Source organism: Actinoplanes nipponensis, assembly GCF_016862275.1.
In the GTDB taxonomy this organism is placed as follows: domain Bacteria; phylum Actinomycetota; class Actinomycetes; order Mycobacteriales; family Micromonosporaceae; genus Actinoplanes; species Actinoplanes nipponensis.
This window is the reverse complement of record NZ_BOMQ01000059.1, coordinates 46,809-67,983: the sequence shown is the minus strand read 5'-3', so window position 1 is coordinate 67,983 and position 21,175 is coordinate 46,809. Positions and strand designations below refer to the sequence as shown.

The following is a 21,175-nucleotide window of genomic DNA, read 5'->3' as shown; positions in this document are numbered from 1 at the left end:
GGTACGACCGCTAAGGGGTGACCGTGAACGACCGGCTGGTCCCGGTGAACGGCCTGATCGTCCCGGTCAGTCCCTTGGCGTCGCCGTGGTGCACGATCCGGTACGTGCCCGGCGCCGCGCCGGCCGGCACGGTCCAGGTGATCTGGGCCGTGGACACGCCCAGGTACTCCCGCTTCCACCGGTACAGCGTCTGCCACTGCGAGTCGGTGGCCACCGTCTCCCAGGCGCTGCCCACCTGCCGCTGCACCTCGACGTACGTGCCCTCGTCGCGCACGTCGTTGTTCGGGTGCCCGGTCACGAAGTCGGCCCGCACCTCGGCGCCGCGCGGGTACGCGGCCGCCGGCTGGGTCACCACGCTGCCGAAGGACTTGCCCAGCGGCGGGCTGTCCAGCACGACGCCGGGCCGCACGCTGATCCTGTTCCGGGTGAGCGAGGGCGGTTGCACGGCGCTGGGCGTGGCCTGCCCGTCACGCACCGCCGCGGCCAGCTTCGCCAGCTCCTGCGCGTACGCCGACTGGGTGTAGCGGCCGAAGTGGGTCGCCGCGCCCTCGTAGTGCTGCAGGTCGTACTCCTCGGGGGTGGCCACGTAGCCGGCGTACGCGTTGGCGTAGCCGGCCAGGATCTGGTGGGTCGTCACGCCGGCCAGCTGCGCGTCGACCGCGTCACGGACCCGCTGGCCGGCGACGATGGTGAACTCGCCGGGGGCGGTGGTGAGGGCGAGCTGGCCGATCCGCAGCACCTGCAGCGGCATGACCTGCGGCGTCCAGGGCGGGTTCTGGCTGCCGGTGCCGAGGAACACGTCCTTGGGCGCCTGGCAGGCCCGGACCGCGGCCGGGGTGGGGTTGACGACGATGCCGGCCACCAGCAGCAGCGGGTTGGTGTTCAGGTCGCCCTCGTCGACGATGTCCGGGCCGGGTCCGTCCTCGGCCCCGGCGGTGAAGTTCTGCCCGAGCGCCCCCGGGCAGGTGCGGTGCGCCTGGCCGTCGGGCGTGTAGGCGCCGGCCACCGGCACGGCGGAGAAGTCGACGTAGCGCCCGCGGGCCACGATCGGCCCGGACAGCACCTCGGTGGCGCCGTCGAAGAGCTGCCGCGCCTTGTCGGCCTGGAGCCGGCCGATGATCCGGGTGTTGGCGAACTCGTCGTCGGTCGGGCCCTGGGCGCCGCCGCCGCGCAGGTTGGGCGACATGTCCCCGGCGTTGGTCTGGGCGAACGCCGCCACGAAGTCGCCGCGGTGGGCCCAGTCGACGCCCTGGACCTCCTCCTCGATCACGTGCGCCGCGTAACCCTTGTTGTCGGCGCTGATCAGGTGGTTGTGCTGGGTCATCGAGGTGCCGTGGGTGGCGAAGAAGTCGAGCAGCCCGATCGGGCGCCCGGCCTGCTCGAAGCGCAGCACGGTCATCCGGGTGTCCACCGCGCCGGGGAACCGGGCCCGGTCGGCGGCCGGGTTGGCGTTGAACGGCTCGATCGAGCGGTTGACGTTGGCGCCGGTCAGGGTGCCCTCGGCGATCTTCACGGCGCCGGGGGCCAGGTCGGCGTGCGCCGCGTCGATCGAGCGGACGATGCCGGCCACGATCGCCTCGAAGACGGGGGCCTCGAAGCCGAGCGTGGTGAGGTTGTAGAGGATGTGATCGTCGAAGCCGCCCGGCCCGGAGTGGGTGTGGGTGGCGGTCAGCACCACGTTCTGGTCGGTGTAGGTGGCGCCGTACCGGGCCCGGAGGCGCTGGAGCACCTCGACCTGCACGGCCGTGGTGACGAAGTCGATCTCGGCGCTGACGAACGCGACGCGCCCGCCGGCGCCGTCGGCGACGACGAAGGCCCGGGACCAGAGCCGCGAGGCGAGGCCCGCGGTGGTCTGGGCGGGGTCGGCGTAACCGAGCATGCCGACCTCGGCGACGCCGGCGGTGATGTCGGCGATGCCGGCTCCGACCTGGTATCCGGCGGGGGCGGCGGCGGCCGCGGAAGCGGCGGGCGGGGCGGGGAGCAGCAGCAGGAGAAGGGCGGCGAGGGGGGCCAGGAGACGGGGCATGGGCACCTCCGGGAGGACACCGAGGGCGATCGATATCGACAGATGTTAATACCTTTCATGTTTTCCCGGCGAGGCATGTGGAATACTTCCGAAAACTGCATCCGAAACTTCCGAGGAGACGCCAGTGGCCCGCGTGACCATCGCCGCGATCGCCCGCGAGGCCGGGGTCTCGGTACCCACGGTCTCCCGGGTTCTCAACGGGCGCGCCGACGTGTCGCCGCAGACCCGCGAGACCGTCGAGAACCTGCTCAAACAGCACGGCTACCGCCGCCGCGCCTCGCGCCAGCAGGCCGGCAAGGCCGCCCTGGTCGACCTGGTCTTCAACGACCTGGACAGCCCCTGGGCGGTCGAGCTGATCCGCGGCGTCGAGGACGTCATGCACAGCTCCGGGGTCGGCACCGTGGTCTCGGCGGTGCACCGCCGCAGCACCGCGACCCGCCAGTGGCTGCAAAATCTCTACGCCCGCGCCTCCGACGGCGTGATCTTCGTGACATCCGACGTCAGCACGCCGGTGCACGCGGAGCTCCAGCGGCTCAACATCGCCGTCGTGGTGATCGACCCGGCCGGCGGGGCGATAGTCGACGTGCCGACCATCGGCGCGACCAACTGGGCCGGCGGGCTGTCGGCGACCCAGCACCTGGTGCAGCTGGGCCACCGCCGGGTCGGCTTCATCGCGGGCCCGAAGAACCTGCTGTGCAGCCGGGCCCGGCTCGACGGCTACCGGGCCGGGCTGGAGGCCGCCGGGCTCACCCCGGACGAGAGCCTGATCCGCCAGGGCGACTTCCTCTACGACTCCGGCTTCGCCGGCGGGGCCTCGCTGCTCGCGATGGACGATCCGCCGACGGCGATCTTCGCCTCCAGCGACACGATGGCGCTGGGCGTGCACGAGGCGGCCCGGCAGCGCGGCCTGCGGGTCCCGGACGATCTCAGCGTGGTCGGCTTCGACGACCTGCCGGAGGCCCGCTGGGCCTCGCCGCCGCTGACCACCGTGCGGCAACCGCTGGCCGAGATGGGCGGGCTGGCCGCCCGGACGATCCTGCGGCTGGCCCGGGGCGAGGAGATCCAGGCGCCCCGCATCGAGCTCGCCACCGAGCTGATCGTCCGGGACAGCACCCGCCCGCCCCGCGGCTGAGCGGACATTAGGGTGGGGTGATGCCCAGCATCCTCTCGCCGCGCGACCTCGAGTTCCTGCTCCACGAGTGGCTCGACGTCGCGGCGCTGACCACGCGGCCCCGCTTCGCCGAGCACTCGCGGGAGACGTTCGACGCGTTCCTGGAGGTCTCCGCGCGCATCGCCGAGCGGGAGTTCGCCCCCCACAACCGGCGCAACGACCTCGAGGAACCGACCTTCGACGGCGAGCGGGTGCACATCATCCCCGAGGTCGCGGCGGCCCTGGCCGCGTTCGCCGACACCGGCCTGCTCGCCGGGTCGATGGACGCCGAGGCCGGCGGGCTCCAGCTGCCGCACGTGGTGGCCCGGGCGTGCTTCGCCTGGTTCCAGGCGGCCAACATCGCCACCTCGGCGTACCCGCTGCTGACCATGGCGAACGCCAACCTGCTGCTGACCCACGCCGCGCCCGAGCACGTCGCGCGGTTCGTCACGCCGATGCTGGAGGGCCGGTTCAGCGGCACCATGTGCCTGTCCGAGCCGCAGGCCGGCTCGTCGCTCAGCGACGTCACCACGCGCGCGACGCCGGCCGGCGACGGCAGCTACCGGGTCACCGGCGGCAAGATGTGGATCTCCGGCGGCGACCACGAGCTGAGCGAGACGATCGTGCACCTGGTGCTGGCCCGGGTGGCCGGGGCGCCGGCCGGGGTGAAGGGCCTGTCGCTGTTCATCGTGCCCAAGCACCTGGTCGGCGACGACGGCCGGGTGGGTGAGCGCAACGGCGTCGAGCTGGCCGGGCTGAACCACAAGATGGGCTTCCGGGGCACGACCAACGCGGTGCTGTCGTTCACCGACAGCACGGCGTACCTGGTCGGCGAGGAGGGCCGCGGGCTGGCCTACATGTTCCAGATGATGAACGAGGCGCGCATCGGCGTGGGCGCCGGCGCGGTGGCGCTGGGCTACACGGGCTACCTGCACGCGCTGGCGTACGCCCGGGAACGGCTGCAGGGCCGCCCGGTGAGCGGCAAGGACCCGGCGGCCCCGCCGGTGCCGATCGTCCGCCACCCGGACGTGCGCCGGATGCTGCTGGCCTCCAAGACCTACGTCGAGGGCGGCCTGGCCCTGGTCCTGTACGCCGCCCGGCTGGTCGACGAGCAGGAGACCGGTGACGCCGCCGCGGCCGCCGAGGCCGCGCTGCTGCTGGACGTGCTGACCCCGATCGTCAAGGCCTGGCCGTCACAGTGGTGCCTGCTGGCCAACGACCACGCCATCCAGGTGCACGGCGGCTACGGCTACACCCGGGAGTATCCGGTCGAGCAGTTCTACCGCGACAACCGGCTGAACCCGATCCACGAGGGCACCGACGGCATCCAGGGCCTGGACCTGCTGGGCCGCAAGGTGGTCATGCGGGACGGCGCCGGGCTGAAGCTGCTGGTCCGCACGATGCGCGAGGCCGCCGGGCGGGCGCCGGCGGAGCTGGCCGGATACGCCGAGCTGCTGACGGCCGGCTGCGAGCGGCTGGTCGAGGTGACCGGCAAGCTCTGGTCGGACGGCGACCCGGAGCGCGCCCTGGCCAACTCCACGGCGTACCTGAACGCGGCCGGCCACCTGGTGATCGCGTGGATGTGGATGGAGCAGGCGACGGCGGCGGCGGACCGGCCGGGCGCCTTCTACGACGGCAAACGCCTGGCCGCCCGCTACTTCTTCACCCACGAGCTGCCCCGCACGACGGCCTGGTTCGAGCTGCTGGAGAGCGGCGACACCCTGCTCGCCGACCTGGACGACGAGTGCCTCTGACCTTTCTGGACTCGCCCGTGCCGCTGGCCTTCGCCCACCGGGGCGGCGCCGCCGACGGCGACGAGAACACGGCCGAGGCGTTCGGCCGGGCGGTCGCGCTGGGCTACCGGTACGTCGAGACGGACGTGCACGCCACCGCGGACGGCGTGCCGGTGGTGTTCCACGACGCCTCGCTGGACCGGCTCACCGGGGCGGCGGGCCGGGTGGCCGACCTGCGCTGGGCCGACCTGGCGACGCTGCGGATCGGCGGCGCGGGGGCGGTGCCCCGGCTCGACGACGTGCTCGCCGCCTGGCCCGGGGTGCGGTTCAACATCGACGTCAAGGCGGATCCGGCGGTGGCGCCCACCGTCGACGCGGTCCGGGCCGCCGCCGCGACCGACCGGGTGCTGCTCGCCTCGTTCAGCGACGCGCGGCTGGCCCGGCTGCGCGCCCTGGCCGGCCCGCGGGTCGCGACGTCGCTGGGCCGCGGCGAGGTGGCCCGGTTGCGGGTCTCCTCGCTGCTCGGCACGCCGCTGCGGCTGCCGCCGTCCGCGGTCGCCGCCCAGGTGCCGACCCGGCACGGCCCGCTGCCGATCGTGGACCGGCGGTTCCTGGCCCGCGCGCACCGGCTCGGCCTGCAGGTGCACGTGTGGACCATCGACGACCCGCGGGAGATGAACCGGCTGCTGGACCTCGGCGTGGACGGCCTCATGACCGACCGGCCCGAGGTGCTGCGGGACGTCTACGCCGCCCGGGGCGCCTGGCCCGGGTAACGCGGGCATTGACGGCCTGTTATGTCTCGGTGATAATCGGGCCGGCGTTGTTAACGTTCACATTGGAGGACGCAGATGTCCCCGTCCCGCGCGCTGCTCGGTCTGGCCACCGTGACGGCGCTGCTCGCCACCGTCGGCGGCGCGACGCCGGGCCTGGCCCAGGCCCCGGCGCCCGCCCCCGACTACACGATCACCGCCGCCCCGGCCGCCACCGGCCCGGAGATCGCCGACACCATGTACGGGGTCTTCTTCGAGGACATCAACTTCGCGGCCGACGGCGGCCTCTACGCCGAGTTGGTCCGCAACCGCTCCTTCGAGTTCCTCCCGGTGGACAACCCGTCCTACACCGGGCTGACCGCCTGGACGCCCGGCGCGGAGGGCGGCGGCGCGGGCACGGCAACCACCGTCGACGACGACGCCCGCCTCAACGGGCGCAACCGCACCTATCTCCGGCTCGCCCTCACCAACCCGGCCGGCGGCCGCTACGGCGTGACGAACTCCGGCTACAACACCGGGTTCGCGCTCACCCGCGGGGCCACGTACGACTTCTCGGTCTGGGCCCGCAGCGACGCGCCCGCCGGCACGCCGCTCACCGTGACCCTGCGCGACAGCGCCGGCCAGGCGCTCGCCGCGCCGGTCTCCCTCACCGTCCGCGGCGACTCCTGGACCCGCTACCCGGCGACCGTGACGGCGACCCGCAGCAGCGACGCCGGCCGGCTGGCCGTGCTGGCCGGCGGCACCGGCACCCTGCGCCTGGACATGGTCTCGCTGTTCCCGCGCGACACCTTCCGGGGCCGGCCCAACGGCCTGCGCAAGGACCTCGCCGACAAGATCGCGGCGCTGCGCCCCGGCTTCGTCCGCTTCCCCGGCGGCTGCCTGGTCAACACCGGCAGCATGGCCGGTTACGACGCCGCCTCCGGCTACGAGCGGGCGCGCGCCTACCAGTGGAAGGACACCGTCGGTCCGGTCGAGACCCGGGCCGCCAACAAGAACTTCTGGGGCTACCACCAGTCCTACGGGCTGGGCTACTACGAGTACCTCCAGTTCGCCGAGGACATCGGCGCCATGCCGCTGCCGGTGCTCCCGGCGCTGGTCACCGGCTGCGGGCAGAACCGGGCCACCGACGATCCGGCGCTGCTGCGACGGCACATCCAGGACGCCCTCGACCTGATCGAGTTCGCCAACGGCCCGGCCACCTCCACCTGGGGCAGGCTGCGCGCCGACATGGGCCACCCGAAGCCGTTCGGGCTGACCCACGTGGCCGTGGGCAACGAGGAGAACCTGCCGGAGGAGTACTTCGCGAACTTCGGTCAGTTCCGCGAGGCCATCGCGGCGAGGTACCCGGACATCGTGGTGGTGGGCAACTCCGGCCCCGACGACCAGGGCGCCACCTTCGACACCCTGTGGGCCAAGAACAAGGCCGCGAACGTGGCGATGGTCGACGAGCACTACTACAACAGCCCGGCCTGGTTCCTCGGCAACAACAAGCGGTACGACTCCTACGACCGCAACGGCCCCAAGGTCTTCCTGGGCGAGTACGCGTCGCTGGACAACAAGCTGATCAACTCCCTGGCCGAGGCGTCGTACATGACCGGGCTGGAACGCAACGCCGACGTGGTCAAGCTGGCCTCGTACGCGCCGCTGCTGGCCAACATCGACCACGTGCAGTGGAAGCCGGACCTGATCTGGTTCGACAACGACGAGTCCTGGGGCTCGACCAGCTACCAGGTGCAGAAGCTGTTCATGACCAACGTGGGCGACCGCGTGGTGCCCAGCCGGTCGACCGGCAAGGTGGTCCAGCCCAAGCCGATCACCGGCGCCGTCGGGCTCTCCACCTGGGCCACCGCCGCCACCTACGACGACGTCAAGGTGACCACCCCGGAGGGCGCGGTGCTGTTCAGCGACGACTTCTCCGGCGGCGCCGGGCAGTGGACGCCGGTGGAGCCGCGCGGCGCCTGGTCGGTCGTCGACGGCGCCTACCGGCAGAGCGACACGGCCGCGCTGGACACCCTGGTCAAGGCGGGCGACATCACCGCCACCGACTACGACCTGACGCTCAAGGCCACCAAGCAGGCCGGCGCCGAGGGCTTCCTGGTCGCGTTCGGGGTGCAGCCCTCCGGGGAGCTCTACTGGTGGAACCTGGGCGGCTGGAACAACACCCAGGGCGCGGTCCAGAAGGGCGCCGGCGGGTCCAAGGAGATCGTGCTGGCCAAGCCGAACACGATCGACACCGGGACCACGTACGACATCCGCATCGAGGTCCGCGGCACCCGGGTGCGGCTGTTCCTCAACGGCGCCGAGTGGGGCAGCTTCACCGACGACCAGGTGACCGAGCCGTTCGCCCAGGTCATCACCCGCGACGACCGTACCGGCGAGCTCATCGTCAAGGTCGTCAACGCGCAGGACACCCCGGCCGTGACCCGGGTAGACCTGGGCGGCCGCAAGGTCGCCGGGCGCGCCCGGATGACCGTGATCACCGGGGACCCGCAGGAGCAGAACACCCGCTCGGCCGAGCCGATCCAGCCGGTCACCACGACCGTCGGCGGCATCTCGTCGGCCTTCACGCGCACCTTCCCCGCCAACTCCGTCACCTTCCTGCGCATCCGGGAGTGCTCGTGAACACCGTCAGCCGCCGTGCCGTCCTGCTCGGCAGCGTGGGGCTCGCCGCCTTCCCGGCGCAGGCCCGCCAGGCCCGCACCGACGCCCAGATCTACGGGGTCACCACCGCCGACCCGCTCATCGAGCAGCGCGCCGACCCGTTCATCACCCACCGCCACCGCGGCCGGTACTACTTCACCGGCTCGGTGCCCGAGTACGACCGGGTCGTCGTGCGCGGCGCCACCACCATCGCCGGGCTCGCCACCGCCGCCGAGTCGGTGGTCTGGCGCCGCCCCGCCACCGGCAGGATGGGCGGGCACATCTGGGCGCCGGAGCTGCACCGCATCGACGGCAGGTGGTACATCTACTTCGCCGCCGGCGACTCCGACGACGTCTTCCGGATCCGGATGTACGTGCTGGAGTCCGCGCTGGCCGACCCCACCGACCCGGCCGGCTGGACGCTGAAGGGCCAGATCGCCACCGAGTGGGACAGCTTCTCGCTGGACGCGACGACCTTCGCCCACCGCGGGCGGCGCTACCTGGTGTGGGCGCAGAGCGAGCCGGAGATCGCGGTCAACACCAGCCTCTACATCGCCGAGATGAGCTCGCCCTGGGCGCTGCGCGGCAAGCCCACCCGGATCGCCACCCCGACCCGCAGCTGGGAGGTGCAGGGTTTCAAGGTCAACGAGGGCCCGGCGGTGCTGATCCGCCACGGCCGCGTCTTCCTGACCTTCTCGGCCAGCGCCACCGACGCCCGCTACTGCCTGGGCCTGCTCACCGCGGACGCCCGCGCCGACCTGCTGTCCCCCGCGTCCTGGACCAAGAACCCCGACCCGGTCCTGGTGACCCGGCCCGAGACGGACCGCTACGGCCCCGGGCACAACAGCTTCACCGTGGCCGAGGACGGCGTGACCGACGTGCTGGTCTACCACGCCCGCGACTACCGCGACATCAGCGGCGACCCGCTCTACGACCCGAACCGGCACACCCGCGTCCAGCGCGTCTACTGGCATCCGGACGGCACGCCGCTGTTCGGCGTACCGGTCGGGGCCGGCGGCCCGATCCTGCGCCTCTCCCCCGCCGACGCGCCGAGCCGGTTCGTCCGGCACGACGGCGCCACCCTGGTGGTCCGCCCGCCGGACCACGGCTTGGCCGACACCCAGTTCCGCTTCGTGCCCGCGGCCGGCGGCGCCGAGGCGATCCAGTCGGTGGACTTCCCGGACCGGCACGTCCGGGTCGTCGACGGCGCGGTCCGCCTCGAGACCGGGCCGCCCACCCCGGTACGCCGGATCCGGCAGGGCTCCGGCGTCCGGCTGCAGCTGGCCGAGGACGCCACCCGGTACCTGCGCCACCGGGACGGCACGGTGGTGATCGGCGACGCATCGGTCTTCCTGCTCAGCTGAGGCCCGGCTGCGCGATACTCGAGGCATGAGCGAGCACTACGACCTGATCGTCCTGGGCGCGGGTCCCGGCGGCTATGTCGCCGCGATCCGCGCCGCCCAGCTCGGCCTGCGGACCGCCGTGGTGGAGGAGAAGTACTGGGGCGGCGTCTGCCTCAACGTGGGCTGCATCCCGTCGAAGGCGCTGCTGCGCAACGCCGAGCTGGCCCACATCTTCCACACCCAGGCCAAGACGTTCGGGATGAGCGGCGACGTGAGCTTCGACTACGGCGTCGCGTTCGACCGCAGCCGCACGGTGGCCGACGGCCGGGTCAAGGGCGTGCACTACCTCATGAAGAAGAACAAGATCACCGAGTACGACGGCCGCGGCTCGTTCCGCGACGCGCACACCCTCGAGGTCACGCTGTCCGCGGGCGGCACCGAGACCCTGACGTTCGACAACGCGATCATCGCCACCGGCTCGACCGTGCGGCTGCTGCCCGGCGTCGAGCTCAGCGACAACGTGGTCACCTACGAGACCCAGATCCTCGACCGCGACCTGCCCGGCTCGATCGTCATCGTCGGGGCCGGCGCGATCGGCATGGAGTTCGGCTACGTCCTGAGGAACTACGGCGTGGACGTCACCATCGTGGAGTACCTCGACCGGGCCCTGCCCAACGAGGACGCCGACGTCTCCAAGGAGATCACCAAGCAGTACCGCAGGCTGGGCATCCCGATCCTGACCTCGGCCAAGGTCGAGACCGTCACCGACAAGGGCTCGTCGGTCGTGGTGACCTACACGGCCAGGAACGGCAGGTCGGAGACGCTCGAGGCCGACCGGGTGCTGATGTCGGTGGGTTTCGCCCCCCGCGTCGAGGGCTACGGCCTGGAGCACACCGGGGTCGCGCTCACCGACCGCGGCGCCATCGCGATCGACGACCACATGCGCACCAACGTCGCGCATCTCTACGCGATCGGCGACGTCACCGCCAAGCTGCAGCTGGCCCACGTCGCGGAGGCGCAGGGCGTGGTGGCGGCGGAGACCATCGCCGGCGCGGAGACGATGACGCTGGGCGACTACCGGATGATGCCCCGGGCGACGTTCTGCCAGCCGCATGTGGCCAGCTTCGGCCTGACCGAGCAGCAGGCCCGCGACGAGGGCCACGACGTGCAGGTCTCGACGTTCCCGTTCACCGCCAACGGCAAGGCGCACGGCCTGGCCGAGCCGACCGGCTTCGTCAAGCTCGTGGCCGACGCCAGGTACGGCGAGCTGCTGGGCGGGCATCTGATCGGCCCCGACGCGTCCGAGCTGCTGCCCGAGCTGACGCTGGCCCAGAAGTGGGACCTGACGGCGCACGAGCTGGCCCGCAACGTGCACACCCACCCGACGCTGAGCGAGGCGCTGCAGGAGGCGTTCCACGGCCTCACCGGCCACATGATCAACCTCTGAGGCCTGGTCAAGCCCATCCTCGGCGTCTTCATCGGCTGGGACGCCGTCGAGACGGTGCGCAAGGCGTACCGATGCCCAAGTAGGTTGACCCCGAGCAACGCCGCCGGCTCATCGCGGACGCGCTGATGCGGGTGGCCGCCGAGCAGGGCCTGGAATCGGTGAGCCTGCGCCACGTGGCGACCCGGGCCGGCGTCTCGGCCGGGATGGTGCAGCACTACTTCGACAGCCGCGACGAGATGATGGCGTTCGCGCTGTCCGTCGTGCGGGAACGCAGCGCGCTGCGGGTCACCGAGGCGCTCGCCGCGCTGGGGCCGACCCGCCACCCCGGCTCCTGCTGCGCACGATGATCACCGCGCTGCTGCCGCTGGACGGGCCGAGCCGCGACAACGGGCGGGTGGCGCTCGCCTTCCTGGCGTACACGGCGGTGCGCCCGGCCGCGGCGGCCGGCCTGCACGACGACACCGCCGAGCGCGCGCTCGGGGCCCTCGACGCCCACCTGGACCTGCTCTTCCCGGCCTGAGGTAGCGTCCGGGGCATGCGCCTGACAGTGGAAGACGTCGATGTCGCGGAGTACGTCGCGGAGCCGGAGATCGACCCGCTGAACGGTCCGCGGCCGTACCTGCACCCGGTGCGCACGCTGGCCGGCGTACCGGTGACGGACCTGCTGCCCGAGGACCACCGCTGGCACCTGGGCGTGTCGGTGGCGATGCAGGACGTCGACGGCGTCAACCTGTGGGGCGGCCGGACGTACGTGCGCGACCAGGGCTACACGTGGCTCGACGACCACGGCCGGATCACCCACGACGCGTGGCTGGCCCGGGCCGCGGACGGCTTCAGCGAGCGGCTGCGCTGGCTCGACCCGCACGGCGCGACGCTGCTGACCGAGACCCGGGCGGTGGCGGCCCGGGCGGTCCCGCTGGGCTGGGAGCTGTCCTTCTCGTACGCCCTGAGCGCGGCCGGCGAGGTCACGCTGGGCAGCCCGGCCACCAACGGCCGCCCCGGCGGCGCGGGCTACGGCGGCTTCTTCTGGCGTGCCACCCCGGGCCCGGCCACGGCTTTCACGGCGTCCCGGGCGGGCGAGGAAGAGGTCAACGGCAGCGACGAGCCGTGGGTGGCGCTGACCGGGCCGGGGCCGTACACCCTGGTCTTCCGCGGCCTGAGCGGCGACGACCGCTGGTTCGTCCGCACCGGGGCGGGCGGCTACAACGGGGTGTGCGCGGCTCTGGCCTGGGAGAAGCCCGTCGTGGTCCGGCCCGGGGCGCCGCTGGAGCGGGACCTGACCGTGCTGGTGGCCGACGGCGAGCTGACCCGGGAGCAGATCATCGGGTGAGGGCCGGCCGGGCCGCGGCGACGGTGACGCGGTCAGGCGGTCGCGAGGATCAGGCTCTCGAGCAGGCCGGCGTCCGCCGCCCGGCGGCGCATGAGGCACGTCGCCGCGGCCAGGTGCCGCAGGTCGCGGGCCAGCGGTTCCTGTTTGATGTGGATCGCCTCGGCGGCCAGGATCAGCGCCGGCACGCGGATGGCCGTGGCCGTGGCCTCGGTCATCGGCGCCTGACGCTCCAGGACCGGCACGGCGGCCTCCCGGAGCATCCGCAGCACCGCGGTGGCCCAGGCCGGCGAGGAGAACCGGCGGACCGCGCTGTCCGGCAGGCGCCGCACCACCTCGGCCAGCTCGCCGAGGTCGACGGGGATGGGCTCCGGCGTGGTGGCGGCCGAGAAGCGCAGCAGGGCGAGGCCGAACCGGGTCGCCGCGTCCCGATCGGCGTCCGGGCCCTGCTGCTTCAGCACCGCCGACGTGGCCAGGCGCAAGCTGGTGCCCAGGGCGCCGTTCGGGGACGGGCCGGCACGGTCCCGGCCGGCGAACCTGAGCGGCTCGGCGTCCAGCCCCAGCCGCAGCTCCAGCGGCGAGAGCGTCGGCGCGGGGCTCCCCATGGTGTCGGCGAGCTCCCGCAGCCGCTGGCGGGACCGGCGCACCCGGTCGCGGATCGACCGGGCGTTCGGCAGGGCGCTGTCCACCCCCAGGTCGCGGTTCCACTCCTGGGCGATGGCGACGTCGCGTCCCAGCGAGGCCGCCTTCTCCAGGTGTTCCACCGCGCGGGCGATCGGATGGCGGGCGAGCACCAGTTCCAACTGCTCGGCCACGTCCGGGCTGATCCGGGGCAGGCCGGCCAGCGCCCGGCCGAGGAGGGTGGCCGCCTCGCCGGCCTTGGCCAGGGGACCGCGCAGGTCGTCCAGGGCCGTGGAGTTCTCCAGCCCGCCGGCGTCGCGGCCGGAGCGGATCGCCATCATGCCGCGGGCCAGCTCCTCGGCCGCGGCCCGGATCGGGGGGCCGGTCAGGGCGAGCCGGCCGGCGGTTTCGATCGCCGTCACGGTCATCAGCTGAGCCAGCACGCCCGAGGGGCGCAGGTCGGCCACCACGGCGGTGAGCAACTCATCGGTCGGGACGACGTTGGCCGCCGGCCGGCCGGCCAACGTCCAGACGGTCGGCGCGCTCACGCCGTCCGTGGTGTTCCACACCCGCTGGGCCCGCGACTGCAGGATCTGCGCGGCCGGACCGGGCCCGGCGGCCAGCATGTCGAGCTCCTCGGCGGTCGGCAGCCGATAGAGCAGGCCCGCGCCCTGATGGGTCCCGCTTCCGTTGGCGGTGGTCAGGGCATTGATCCAGCGGACGAACCCGGCCGCGTCGGTGCTCCACACGCCCCGGACGGGTGCGTTCTGCCGGACGGCCGGCCGGCCGTCCGGTGCGGGCACGCCGGTGTCCTTGCGGAACATCCAGTAGAGGTCGGCAGTGATCGGATCGGGACACACCCGGGTGCCGGCCGGCGTGGGCACCAGCCTGCGCAGATACCGGCTGGCCAGCACGCCGGCCACCAGGCGCCGGCTCTCCACGCTCGCCGCCGGGTCGAAGCCCTCGGCCAGCACCTCGGTGAGGCGCTGCCGGAGCTCGGGGGCGAGTTCGGCGCCGATCTCGGCGCACTCGAAGGCGAGGGACAGCGCGGTCGGCGTACCCGAGCGCAGCGCGGCCCGCACGATCGGGTCGGCGTCGGCCCCGGCCAGGTACAGCAGTGTGGTCTCCCGCCACCAGGGGTCGTCCACGGCCTCGATCAGCACCCGCTCGAGGCCGTGCTCCTGCAGGTAGCGGGCGGCCAGGTACTCCTGGAAGGTCAGGTGGGCGAAGGCGTACAGCTCCCGTTCCCGCTCCACGAGCAGGCCGTTGGATCCGACGTCGTTGATGAAGTCCTCCGGGGTGACGTCGGCGGAGACCCGCTTGAGCCGGGGGCGGATGCCGTCCACCAGCTGCCGCCGGCTCATGTCCCGGGTGCCCGACCGCATCATCTCGTACGCCAGCCAGGCGAGCAGCCGCTCCTTGCTGATGCCGGGCAGGTTCAGGTCCAGCCGCTTGGCCTCCTGCCGCCGCCAGAGCATCACCTGGCAGACCTCGCCGTAGAGATCGGCCCGGCTGTTCGGCAGCGACCGCCGGAACCGGTGCACGTTGGCGATCATCGTCAGCAGCAGCGGGTTGATGGTCAGGTCGTAGAGGGCGGGCGAGGCGGCCAGCCGGTCGAGAAGATCGTCGGCGGCCTCCTGGGCGAGCATCTCCACCTCGCGGCCGGTGGTGCCGGTGGCCCGGCGCTCGACCGCCAGGTACCAGCCGTGCAGGAAACGCCGCACCTGGTCCGGCGTGAAGGACAGGACCTGCAGCGTGGTCGCCGACTCCACGAACGCGTCCCGGTACCCGTGCGGCCGGGACGTCACGACGAAGTCGTTGCGCGGGTAGACGGCGATCTGCTGGTTGACCCACGCCACGATGTCGCGGCGCTCGGCCGCGTTGGCCACCTCGTCCAGGCCGTCCAGCAGCACCACACACTTGCCCCGGGTGAGCCGGTTCTCCCACCAGCCCGCCGGCTCGGCCACGACCAGGCGGGGCAGCGCGCGCCGGATCAGCTCGGGCAGGGACATCCCCGGCTCGGCGGCCACCGCCCGGGCGTGGTCGCGCAGCTGCAGGAGGACGGGGATGGGCCGGCGCCGGTCCGGGGCGGTGCGCGCGGTGCTCCGGGCCACGTGGTTGAGCAGTGTCGTCTTGCCGCTGCCGGGCGCGCCGATCGCGGCGAGCACCACGGGCTCGTCCTGGTGCAGGAAGTCCCAGATGGAGCGCCGCCGAGCGCTGTCGACCGGCGCGGTGCCGAGCAGGTCCGGCGGCACCTGGCGGGGGGCCCGGGCGGTGAGGCCGACGTCGACGAAGACCTCGTCCATCTCCGGGCTGAACGTGCCCACCGTGGCGAGGCCCTTGGCGTCCAGGAACCGGCGGGAGTCCATCACCCACTGGCCGTAGACCTTGCCGTAGCGGGACAGGTGCTGATCGATGAACCGGTCGACCGAGGTGGACCACAGGCCGAGGTGGCGGTGCAGGGACTCCGCCGCCACCTTCCAGAAGAGCCAGCCGACCACCACCACGGCCAGCCACGCCAGGGCCAGCAACAGGGCCAGGCCCGGCCGTTCCCGCAGGCGACTGGTCCAGACCGCGATCCAGGGGGCCGCGACGACGACCAGCAGCCCCAGGACCGTACGCCATGCCCGCTCCACCGAACCACCGCCTCGGGTGCCGACAATGCAGTGACCACTGTCAGTATCCGGCTCAGTACTCCCCGACGGAACCGGGTGGCGGGTGCCCGTACGGGTGTCCGGCGATCGGCACGTCCACCTCGTACGCCGGCACCGCCCAGGCCACCCCCGATTCCGAGGGCAGCTTCAGCGTCGCCGCGGCCTCCCGCAGCACCGCGTTGATCCCGGTGATCACCTGCACCCGCTCCGGTCCCGTTCCCACCGCCGCCACGAACGCCTCGTCGATCAGCGCCGGCGGCGCCGCCCCCGGCCCGGTCAGCGTCTGCGCCACCGCCGTGAACGCCGCGGTCCGGGCCAGCGGCGCGACCAGCGGCACCCCGGACCGGTCCCGCCGGTGCGCGATCAGGTTCTCCAGCAGGTCGATGCGGCCCGGCGGGCCCGTCAGCCCGGGCAGGTCCAGCCGGTCGGTCGGGTACTCGAGCTCGGCCCGTCCGGCGGCGCCGGTCACGATGACCGAGCCGGCGACGAAGTCCTCCCCGGCCAGCGTCACCGCCGCCATCATCCGCAGCCCGCCGGCGAAGGTGATCCGGGCGAACGCCGTGTCGTCGACCTCGATGTCGCGGGTGCGGTACCGCTCGGCCGCCAGCCGCACCGGGGCGCCCGCGCCCGCCGCCGCGGCCACCGCGAGGCTCTGCATCACCGCGTGCGCCAACGGGTTGACCAGCGCGCCGTCGAGGACCGGCCGGCCGTCGACGACGCGCCGGCCGGACCACGGCGCGCGGGCGTAGTAGGCGTCGTCGCGCCGCCAGGACGCGACCGTCGCCACGCTCTCCAGCCGGCCCAGCCGGCCCGCGGCCACCGCGTCGAACAGCGTCTGCGCGGCCAGCGAGCCGAGCGCCTGGAAGCCGACCTGGCACGACCGGCCCGAGGACACCACCGCCGCCTGCAGCGTCGCGTGCGCCTCGACCGTCGGCACCGGCGGCTTCTCCAGCAGCACGTCGCAGCCCGCGGCCAGGGCGTCCAGGGCGATCGGCAGGTGGGTGTGCGGCGGCGTGCAGATCACCACCACGTCCGGGGCGGCCGTGGCGAGCAGCTCGCGGTGGTCGGTGAAGACCGCGGCGCCGGCCGGGACCGGCGGGTCCGGCTCGATCGGCTGTACGTCGGCCAGCGCCACCAACCGCACCGACCCCGTCCGCTCCAGCTCGGCGATCCGCCGCCGGTGCGAGCGGCCGTGCCCGTTCGCGCCGATCAGCGCCACCGCCGCCGTCACGCCGTACCCCCGCGCCCCGGCCGCACCGCGGTCATGCCGCACCGGCCAGGGTCGCCTCGACGCCGTGCTTGTCCAGCTCGGTCAGCCAGCCGACGACCAGCTCCCGCACCGTGTCGTCCGCGGCCAGCTCGGCCGGGAACACCGTGTCCAGCCCGAACAGCGCCTCGGCCACGCAGGCCGGCGCGGGCTTGGCGGCGGCCAGCCGGGCCCGGATCTGGTCGGCCAGCGGGTCGTCGAGCGGCAGCACCCGGCCGTCGTCGGCGACGCCCTGGACGTACCGCATCCAGGCCGCGACGACCAGCGCCGCCCAGCGCGGCGACGCGCCGGCCGCCCGCCGGTCGGCGATGGTGTGCAGCACCCGCTGCGGCAGCTTCTGCGAGCCGTCCATCGCCACCTGCCGGGTGCGGTGCGCGATCGCCGGGTCGGCGAAGCGGCCCAGCGCCGATTCGCCGTAGCCGACGATCGAGACGCCGGGCGGCGGCTGGAAGCTGCCGGCCACGTCCTCGGCGACGAAGCGCGCCATCGCCGCGCGCATCCCGGGGATCTCCAGCGCGGCCGCGATGGTCTCCCGGCCGGCCACCGCCCCGAGGTACGCGATCGCCGAGTGCACGCCGTTGAGCGCGCGCAGCTTCAGCCGCTCCCAGGGGCCGGCGTCGTCGGTCAGCACCACCCCGGCCCGCTCCCAGGCCGGCCGGCCGCCGGGGAAGCGGTCCTCGATCACCCACTGCCGGTACGGCTCCCCGTGCACCCCGGCCAGGTCCCGGGCGCCGAGCGCGGCGGCCGCCAGCTCCAGGGTCGCCGGCGTGCTCGCGGGCACGATCCGGTCCACCATGGACCCGGGGAACGTCACGCTCGCGCCCAGCCACTCGGCGAAGCCGGCCCGGTCGCCCGGCAGCAGCCGCCGGGCCTGGTCCACCAGGCTCTGCACCCGGCGCCCGTTCGAGGGCAGGTTGTCGCAGCTGAGCACCGCGATCGGGCCGGCGTCGGCGCGGCAGCGGGCGAGCAGGCCCCGCAGCAGCAGCCCGGGCACCGTGACCGGGGCGCGGGCCGTGGTCAGGTCGGCCCGCAGCTGCGCGTCCGCGGTGAGCCGGCCGGTCGACGGGTCGAGGTGGTAGCCCTTCTCGGTGACCGTCAGCGTCACCACCCGGATCGCCGGGTCGGCCAGCAGGGCGACCACCGCGCCGGGGTCCGTGCCGGCGTGCCGCACCCCGGCCAGGGCGCCGACCACCCGGGTGCCGGCGCTCGGGCCGGACATCGTCGTCACGCTGAACAGCCGGTCCTGGGCGGTGAGGTCGGCGACGACCCGGGTGGACCGCGGCGCCACGCCGACGATGCCCCAGTCGCCGCCGCCGGCGGCGATCGCCTCCTCGATGTAGACGGCCTGGTGCGCCCGGTGGAAGGCGCCGAGTCCGAGGTGGACGATGCCGGCCGGGACGTCGCCGGGGCGGATCAGTGGGCGGCACTGCTCGGGCAGCCGGCTCAGGGTGGCCAGCCCGAGCAGCGGCGTGGTGGTCACCGCCATGCCGGGCCGCCGGGGAAGGAGAACTCGGCGATCGAGGCGGGGCGCATGGTGGCGCTGTAACCCGGCTGGTCCGGCAGCAGGTAGCGGCCCTCGCGGGTGCGTACCGGATCCTCGAAGTGCTCGTGCAGATGGTCCACGTACTCGATCATGCGTCCCTCCCGTGTCGTGCCGACCCGCAGGTAGTCGAAGACGGCCAGGTGCTGGACCAGCTCGCAGAGCCCGACCCCGCCGGCGTGCGGGCAGACCGGCACGCCGAACTTGGCCGCCATCAGCAGCTCGGCCAGCACCTCGTTGACCCCGGCGACCCGGCAGGCGTCGACCTGCATGACGCCGATCGCCTCGGCCTGCAGCAGCTGCTTGAAGATCACCCGGTTGGCCGCGACCTCGCCGGTGGCCACCCGGCACGTGCCGCCGGTGAGCTCGTCGACCGCGCGCCGGATCCGGGCGTGGCCCAGCACGTCGTCGGCGTGCGTCGGCTCCTCGATCCAGTACGGGCGGAACGCGGCCAGCCGGGTCATCGCGGCGATCGCCTCGTCGACGTCCCACACCTGGTTGGCGTCCATCATCAGCAGCGCGTCCGGGCCGATCTCGTCCCGGATGATCCCGGCCCGGCGCACGTCGTCGTCCAGGTCGCCGCCGACCTTCATCTTCATCGCCCGCCAGCCCCCGGCGTACGCCTCGCGGGCCAGCGCCCGGACCTTGTCGTCCGGGTAGCCCAGCCAGCCCACCGAGGTGGTGTACGAGGCGAGCCCGTCGCGCGACACCTCGCCGAGCCGGTCGGCCAGGCCGGCCCGGCCCTGGTCCAGGATGGCCGCCGCCTCGGCCGGGGTGAGCGCGTCGCTGATGTGGTGGAAGTCGACGCAGGCGACGAGCTCCTCGGTGGACAGCTCGGCCAGCAGCTGCCACAGCGGCGCGCCGGCCGACTTGGCCCGCAGGTCCCACACCGCGTTGACCAGCGCGCCGGTCGCCAGGTGGAGCACGCCCTTCTCCGGGCCGAGCCAGCGCAGCTGCGGGTCGGCGGTCAGGCTCCGGACGAACGCGGCGGGGGCGGCGGCCAGCTCGCTCAGCGTCCGGCCGACGACGTGGTGGCTCAGCGCCCGGACCGCCGCGCAGGTCAGCTCGTTGCCGCGGCCGTTGGTGAAGGTGAAGCCGGCGCCGACGTGCGGGCCGTCGGTGCGCAGCTCCACGTAGGTGGCGGAGTAGTCGCCGCGGTTGATCGCGTCGGAGCCGTCGCCGGTCAGCGACGTCGGGAACCGGACGTCGTGCACGTCGACGGCGAGGATCCTGGTCACAGCCGGAACACCTTCTTCGGCAGGTGGTAGGCCAGGTCGGCGATGGTCTCGGCGGCCTCGTCCAGCGGCAGCCGCTCCTCGGCGACGAGCCGGGCCAGGTACGCCGCGTCGGCCCGGCGGGCCACCTCGTGCCGTACCGGGATGGAGCAGAACGCCCGGGTGTCGTCGGTGAAGCCGGCCGTGTTGTAGAAGCCGGCGGTCTCGGTGACCGCGTCGCGGAACCGGCGCAGCCCGTCCGGCGAGTCCAGGAACCACCACGGCGCGCCCAGGTAGAGCGCGGCGTACCCGCCGGCCAGCGGGGCCAGCTCGCGGGTGAAGGTGTCCTCGTCCAGGGTGAAGAGCACCACCCGCAGCCGGGGGTCGTTGCCGTACGCGTCCAGCAGCGGGGTCAGCGCGTGCACGAAGTCGGTCGCCTGCGGGATGTCGCCGCCGACGTCGCGGCCGTGCCCGGTGTGCAGGCTCCTGTTGTGGTTGCGCACGGCGCCGGGGTGCAGCTGCATGACCAGCCCGTCCTCGATGGACATGCGGGCGAACTCGACCAGCATGTGCGCGCGGAACTCCTCGGCGTCGGCCGCCGAGGCCCGGCCGCGCAGCCCGCGCTCGTACAGCCGGGCCGCGTCGGCCGGGCTCAGCCGCACGGTACGGGCGGTCGGGTGCCCGTGGTCGGAGGAGGTCGCGCCGGCCGCCTGGAACGCCTGCCGCCGCGACCACAGCGCGGCCAGGTAGCCGCGGTAGGTCCCGGTGTCCTCCCCGGTCAGCTCGCCGAGCCGGCCGATCCGCTCGGCCCAGCCCTCGAACTCCATGTCCACCACGTCGTCCGGGCGGAACGTGGTGATCACCCGCCCGCCCGGGCCGCCCCAGCCGTCGGCGGCGAGCTTGGCGTGCCGGCTCAGGTCGTCCAGCGGCGACTCCGTGGTGGCCAGCACCTCGATGCCGAACTTGTCGAACAACGCCCGGGGCCGGAAGGCGGGCTCGGCCAGCCGCGCGGCGATCTCGTCGTAGACCGCGTCGCCGGTGGCCGGGCCGAACCGGGTGGTGACCCCGAAGACCGAGGCGAACGTGCGTTCCAGCCAGAGCCGCGAGGGGGTGCCGCGGAACAGGTGCCAGTTGTCCGCGAGCAGCCGCCAGATGGCGCGCGGGTCCGTCTCCACCGGGGCGCCGGTGCGGCTGGGTACGCCGAGCCGGGCCAGCGGGATGCCCTGGCTGAGCAGCATCCGGGTGATGTAGTGGTCAGGGACGATGATCAGCCGGGCCGGGTCGGGGAACGGCTCGTCGTCGGCGAGCAGGCCGGGATCGACGTGGCCGTGCGGCGAGATCAGCGGCAGGTCCGCCACGAGCGTGTAGAGCTCACGGGCGATGTCTCGCTGGCGGGGTTCGGCCGCGAACAGCAGGTCGGACATGGACACCTCGGGAGAGCGA

15 protein-coding genes are annotated in these 21,175 nt (G+C 73.7%); 9 read left to right on the top strand and 6 right to left on the bottom strand.

The features are described 5' to 3' along the window. Window positions 1-10 precede the first annotated feature (10 nt). A complete protein-coding gene (locus Ani05nite_RS24605) occupies window positions 11-2,026 on the bottom strand; it encodes a neutral/alkaline ceramidase (RefSeq protein ID WP_203771901.1) in 2,016 nt (671 codons plus the stop codon). Between the two features lie 124 nt (window positions 2,027-2,150). Here Ani05nite_RS24605 and Ani05nite_RS24600 point away from each other — a divergent pair, with 124 nt between their 5' ends. The 9 genes from Ani05nite_RS24600 (at window position 2,151) to Ani05nite_RS24565 (ending at window position 12,439) form a co-directional block, all read left to right on the top strand. Further along, window positions 2,151-3,158 (top strand): LacI family DNA-binding transcriptional regulator, encoded by a 1,008-nt coding sequence (locus Ani05nite_RS24600; RefSeq protein WP_203771899.1) that lies wholly within the window; start codon window positions 2,151-2,153, stop codon window positions 3,156-3,158. Window positions 3,159-3,178: 20 nt separating this feature from the next. Continuing rightward, complete coding sequence (locus Ani05nite_RS24595; protein ID WP_203771897.1) at window positions 3,179-4,930, top strand: acyl-CoA dehydrogenase; 1,752 nt, start codon at window positions 3,179-3,181, stop codon at window positions 4,928-4,930. Next, entirely contained in the window at window positions 4,921-5,682 is a 762-nt protein-coding gene (locus Ani05nite_RS24590; protein ID WP_203771895.1) for a glycerophosphodiester phosphodiesterase family protein, read from the top strand. Before Ani05nite_RS24595 ends, Ani05nite_RS24590 begins: the two co-directional genes overlap by 10 nt. Before the next feature lie 75 nt (window positions 5,683-5,757). Beyond that, complete coding sequence (locus Ani05nite_RS24585; RefSeq protein ID WP_203771893.1) at window positions 5,758-8,301, top strand: alpha-L-arabinofuranosidase family protein; 2,544 nt, start codon at window positions 5,758-5,760, stop codon at window positions 8,299-8,301. Beyond that, a complete protein-coding gene (locus tag Ani05nite_RS24580; protein WP_239130578.1) occupies window positions 8,298-9,683 on the top strand; it encodes a family 43 glycosylhydrolase in 1,386 nt (461 codons plus the stop codon). Before Ani05nite_RS24585 ends, Ani05nite_RS24580 begins: the two co-directional genes overlap by 4 nt. Window positions 9,684-9,708: 25 nt before the next feature. After that, the gene (gene lpdA, locus Ani05nite_RS24575; RefSeq protein WP_203771889.1) at window positions 9,709-11,109 is read left to right on the top strand and encodes a dihydrolipoyl dehydrogenase; all 1,401 of its coding nucleotides are present in this window, start codon (window positions 9,709-9,711) and stop codon (window positions 11,107-11,109) included. Between the two features lie 125 nt (window positions 11,110-11,234). Next, window positions 11,235-11,456 (top strand): TetR family transcriptional regulator, encoded by a 222-nt coding sequence (locus tag Ani05nite_RS41365; protein WP_239130577.1) that lies wholly within the window; start codon window positions 11,235-11,237, stop codon window positions 11,454-11,456. Then, window positions 11,453-11,629 carry a hypothetical protein gene (locus Ani05nite_RS41360; RefSeq protein ID WP_239130576.1) on the top strand — a complete coding sequence of 59 codons (177 nt, stop codon included), beginning with the start codon at window positions 11,453-11,455 and terminating at the stop codon, window positions 11,627-11,629. The genes Ani05nite_RS41365 and Ani05nite_RS41360 overlap by 4 nt, the downstream gene beginning before the upstream one ends. 15 nt (window positions 11,630-11,644) lie before the next feature. Beyond that, window positions 11,645-12,439 (top strand): DUF6807 domain-containing protein, encoded by a 795-nt coding sequence (locus tag Ani05nite_RS24565; protein WP_203771887.1) that lies wholly within the window; start codon window positions 11,645-11,647, stop codon window positions 12,437-12,439. A gap of 32 nt (window positions 12,440-12,471) precedes the next feature. On the opposite strand, the gene Ani05nite_RS24560 is transcribed toward Ani05nite_RS24565, so the two are convergent. The 5 genes from Ani05nite_RS24560 to uxaC are packed head-to-tail and all read right to left on the bottom strand — an operon-like array spanning window position 12,472 to window position 21,156. Next, a complete protein-coding gene (locus tag Ani05nite_RS24560) occupies window positions 12,472-15,693 on the bottom strand; it encodes an NACHT domain-containing protein (protein ID WP_203771885.1) in 3,222 nt (1,073 codons plus the stop codon). Between the two features lie 52 nt (window positions 15,694-15,745). After that, entirely contained in the window at window positions 15,746-16,984 is a 1,239-nt protein-coding gene (locus tag Ani05nite_RS24555; protein ID WP_239130575.1) for a Gfo/Idh/MocA family protein, read from the bottom strand. Continuing rightward, window positions 16,974-18,464, bottom strand: a complete 1,491-nt coding sequence (locus tag Ani05nite_RS24550) for a mannitol dehydrogenase family protein (RefSeq protein ID WP_203771883.1) — start codon at window positions 18,462-18,464, stop codon at window positions 16,974-16,976. Before Ani05nite_RS24550 ends, Ani05nite_RS24555 begins: the two co-directional genes overlap by 11 nt. Next, window positions 18,455-19,756, bottom strand: a complete 1,302-nt coding sequence (locus Ani05nite_RS24545) for an enolase C-terminal domain-like protein (RefSeq protein WP_203771881.1) — start codon at window positions 19,754-19,756, stop codon at window positions 18,455-18,457. Before Ani05nite_RS24545 ends, Ani05nite_RS24550 begins: the two co-directional genes overlap by 10 nt. Beyond that, on the bottom strand, window positions 19,753-21,156 hold the full coding sequence (gene uxaC / locus Ani05nite_RS24540) for a glucuronate isomerase (RefSeq protein ID WP_203771879.1): 1,404 nt from the start codon (window positions 21,154-21,156) through the stop codon (window positions 19,753-19,755). Before uxaC ends, Ani05nite_RS24545 begins: the two co-directional genes overlap by 4 nt. Window positions 21,157-21,175 lie beyond the last annotated feature (19 nt).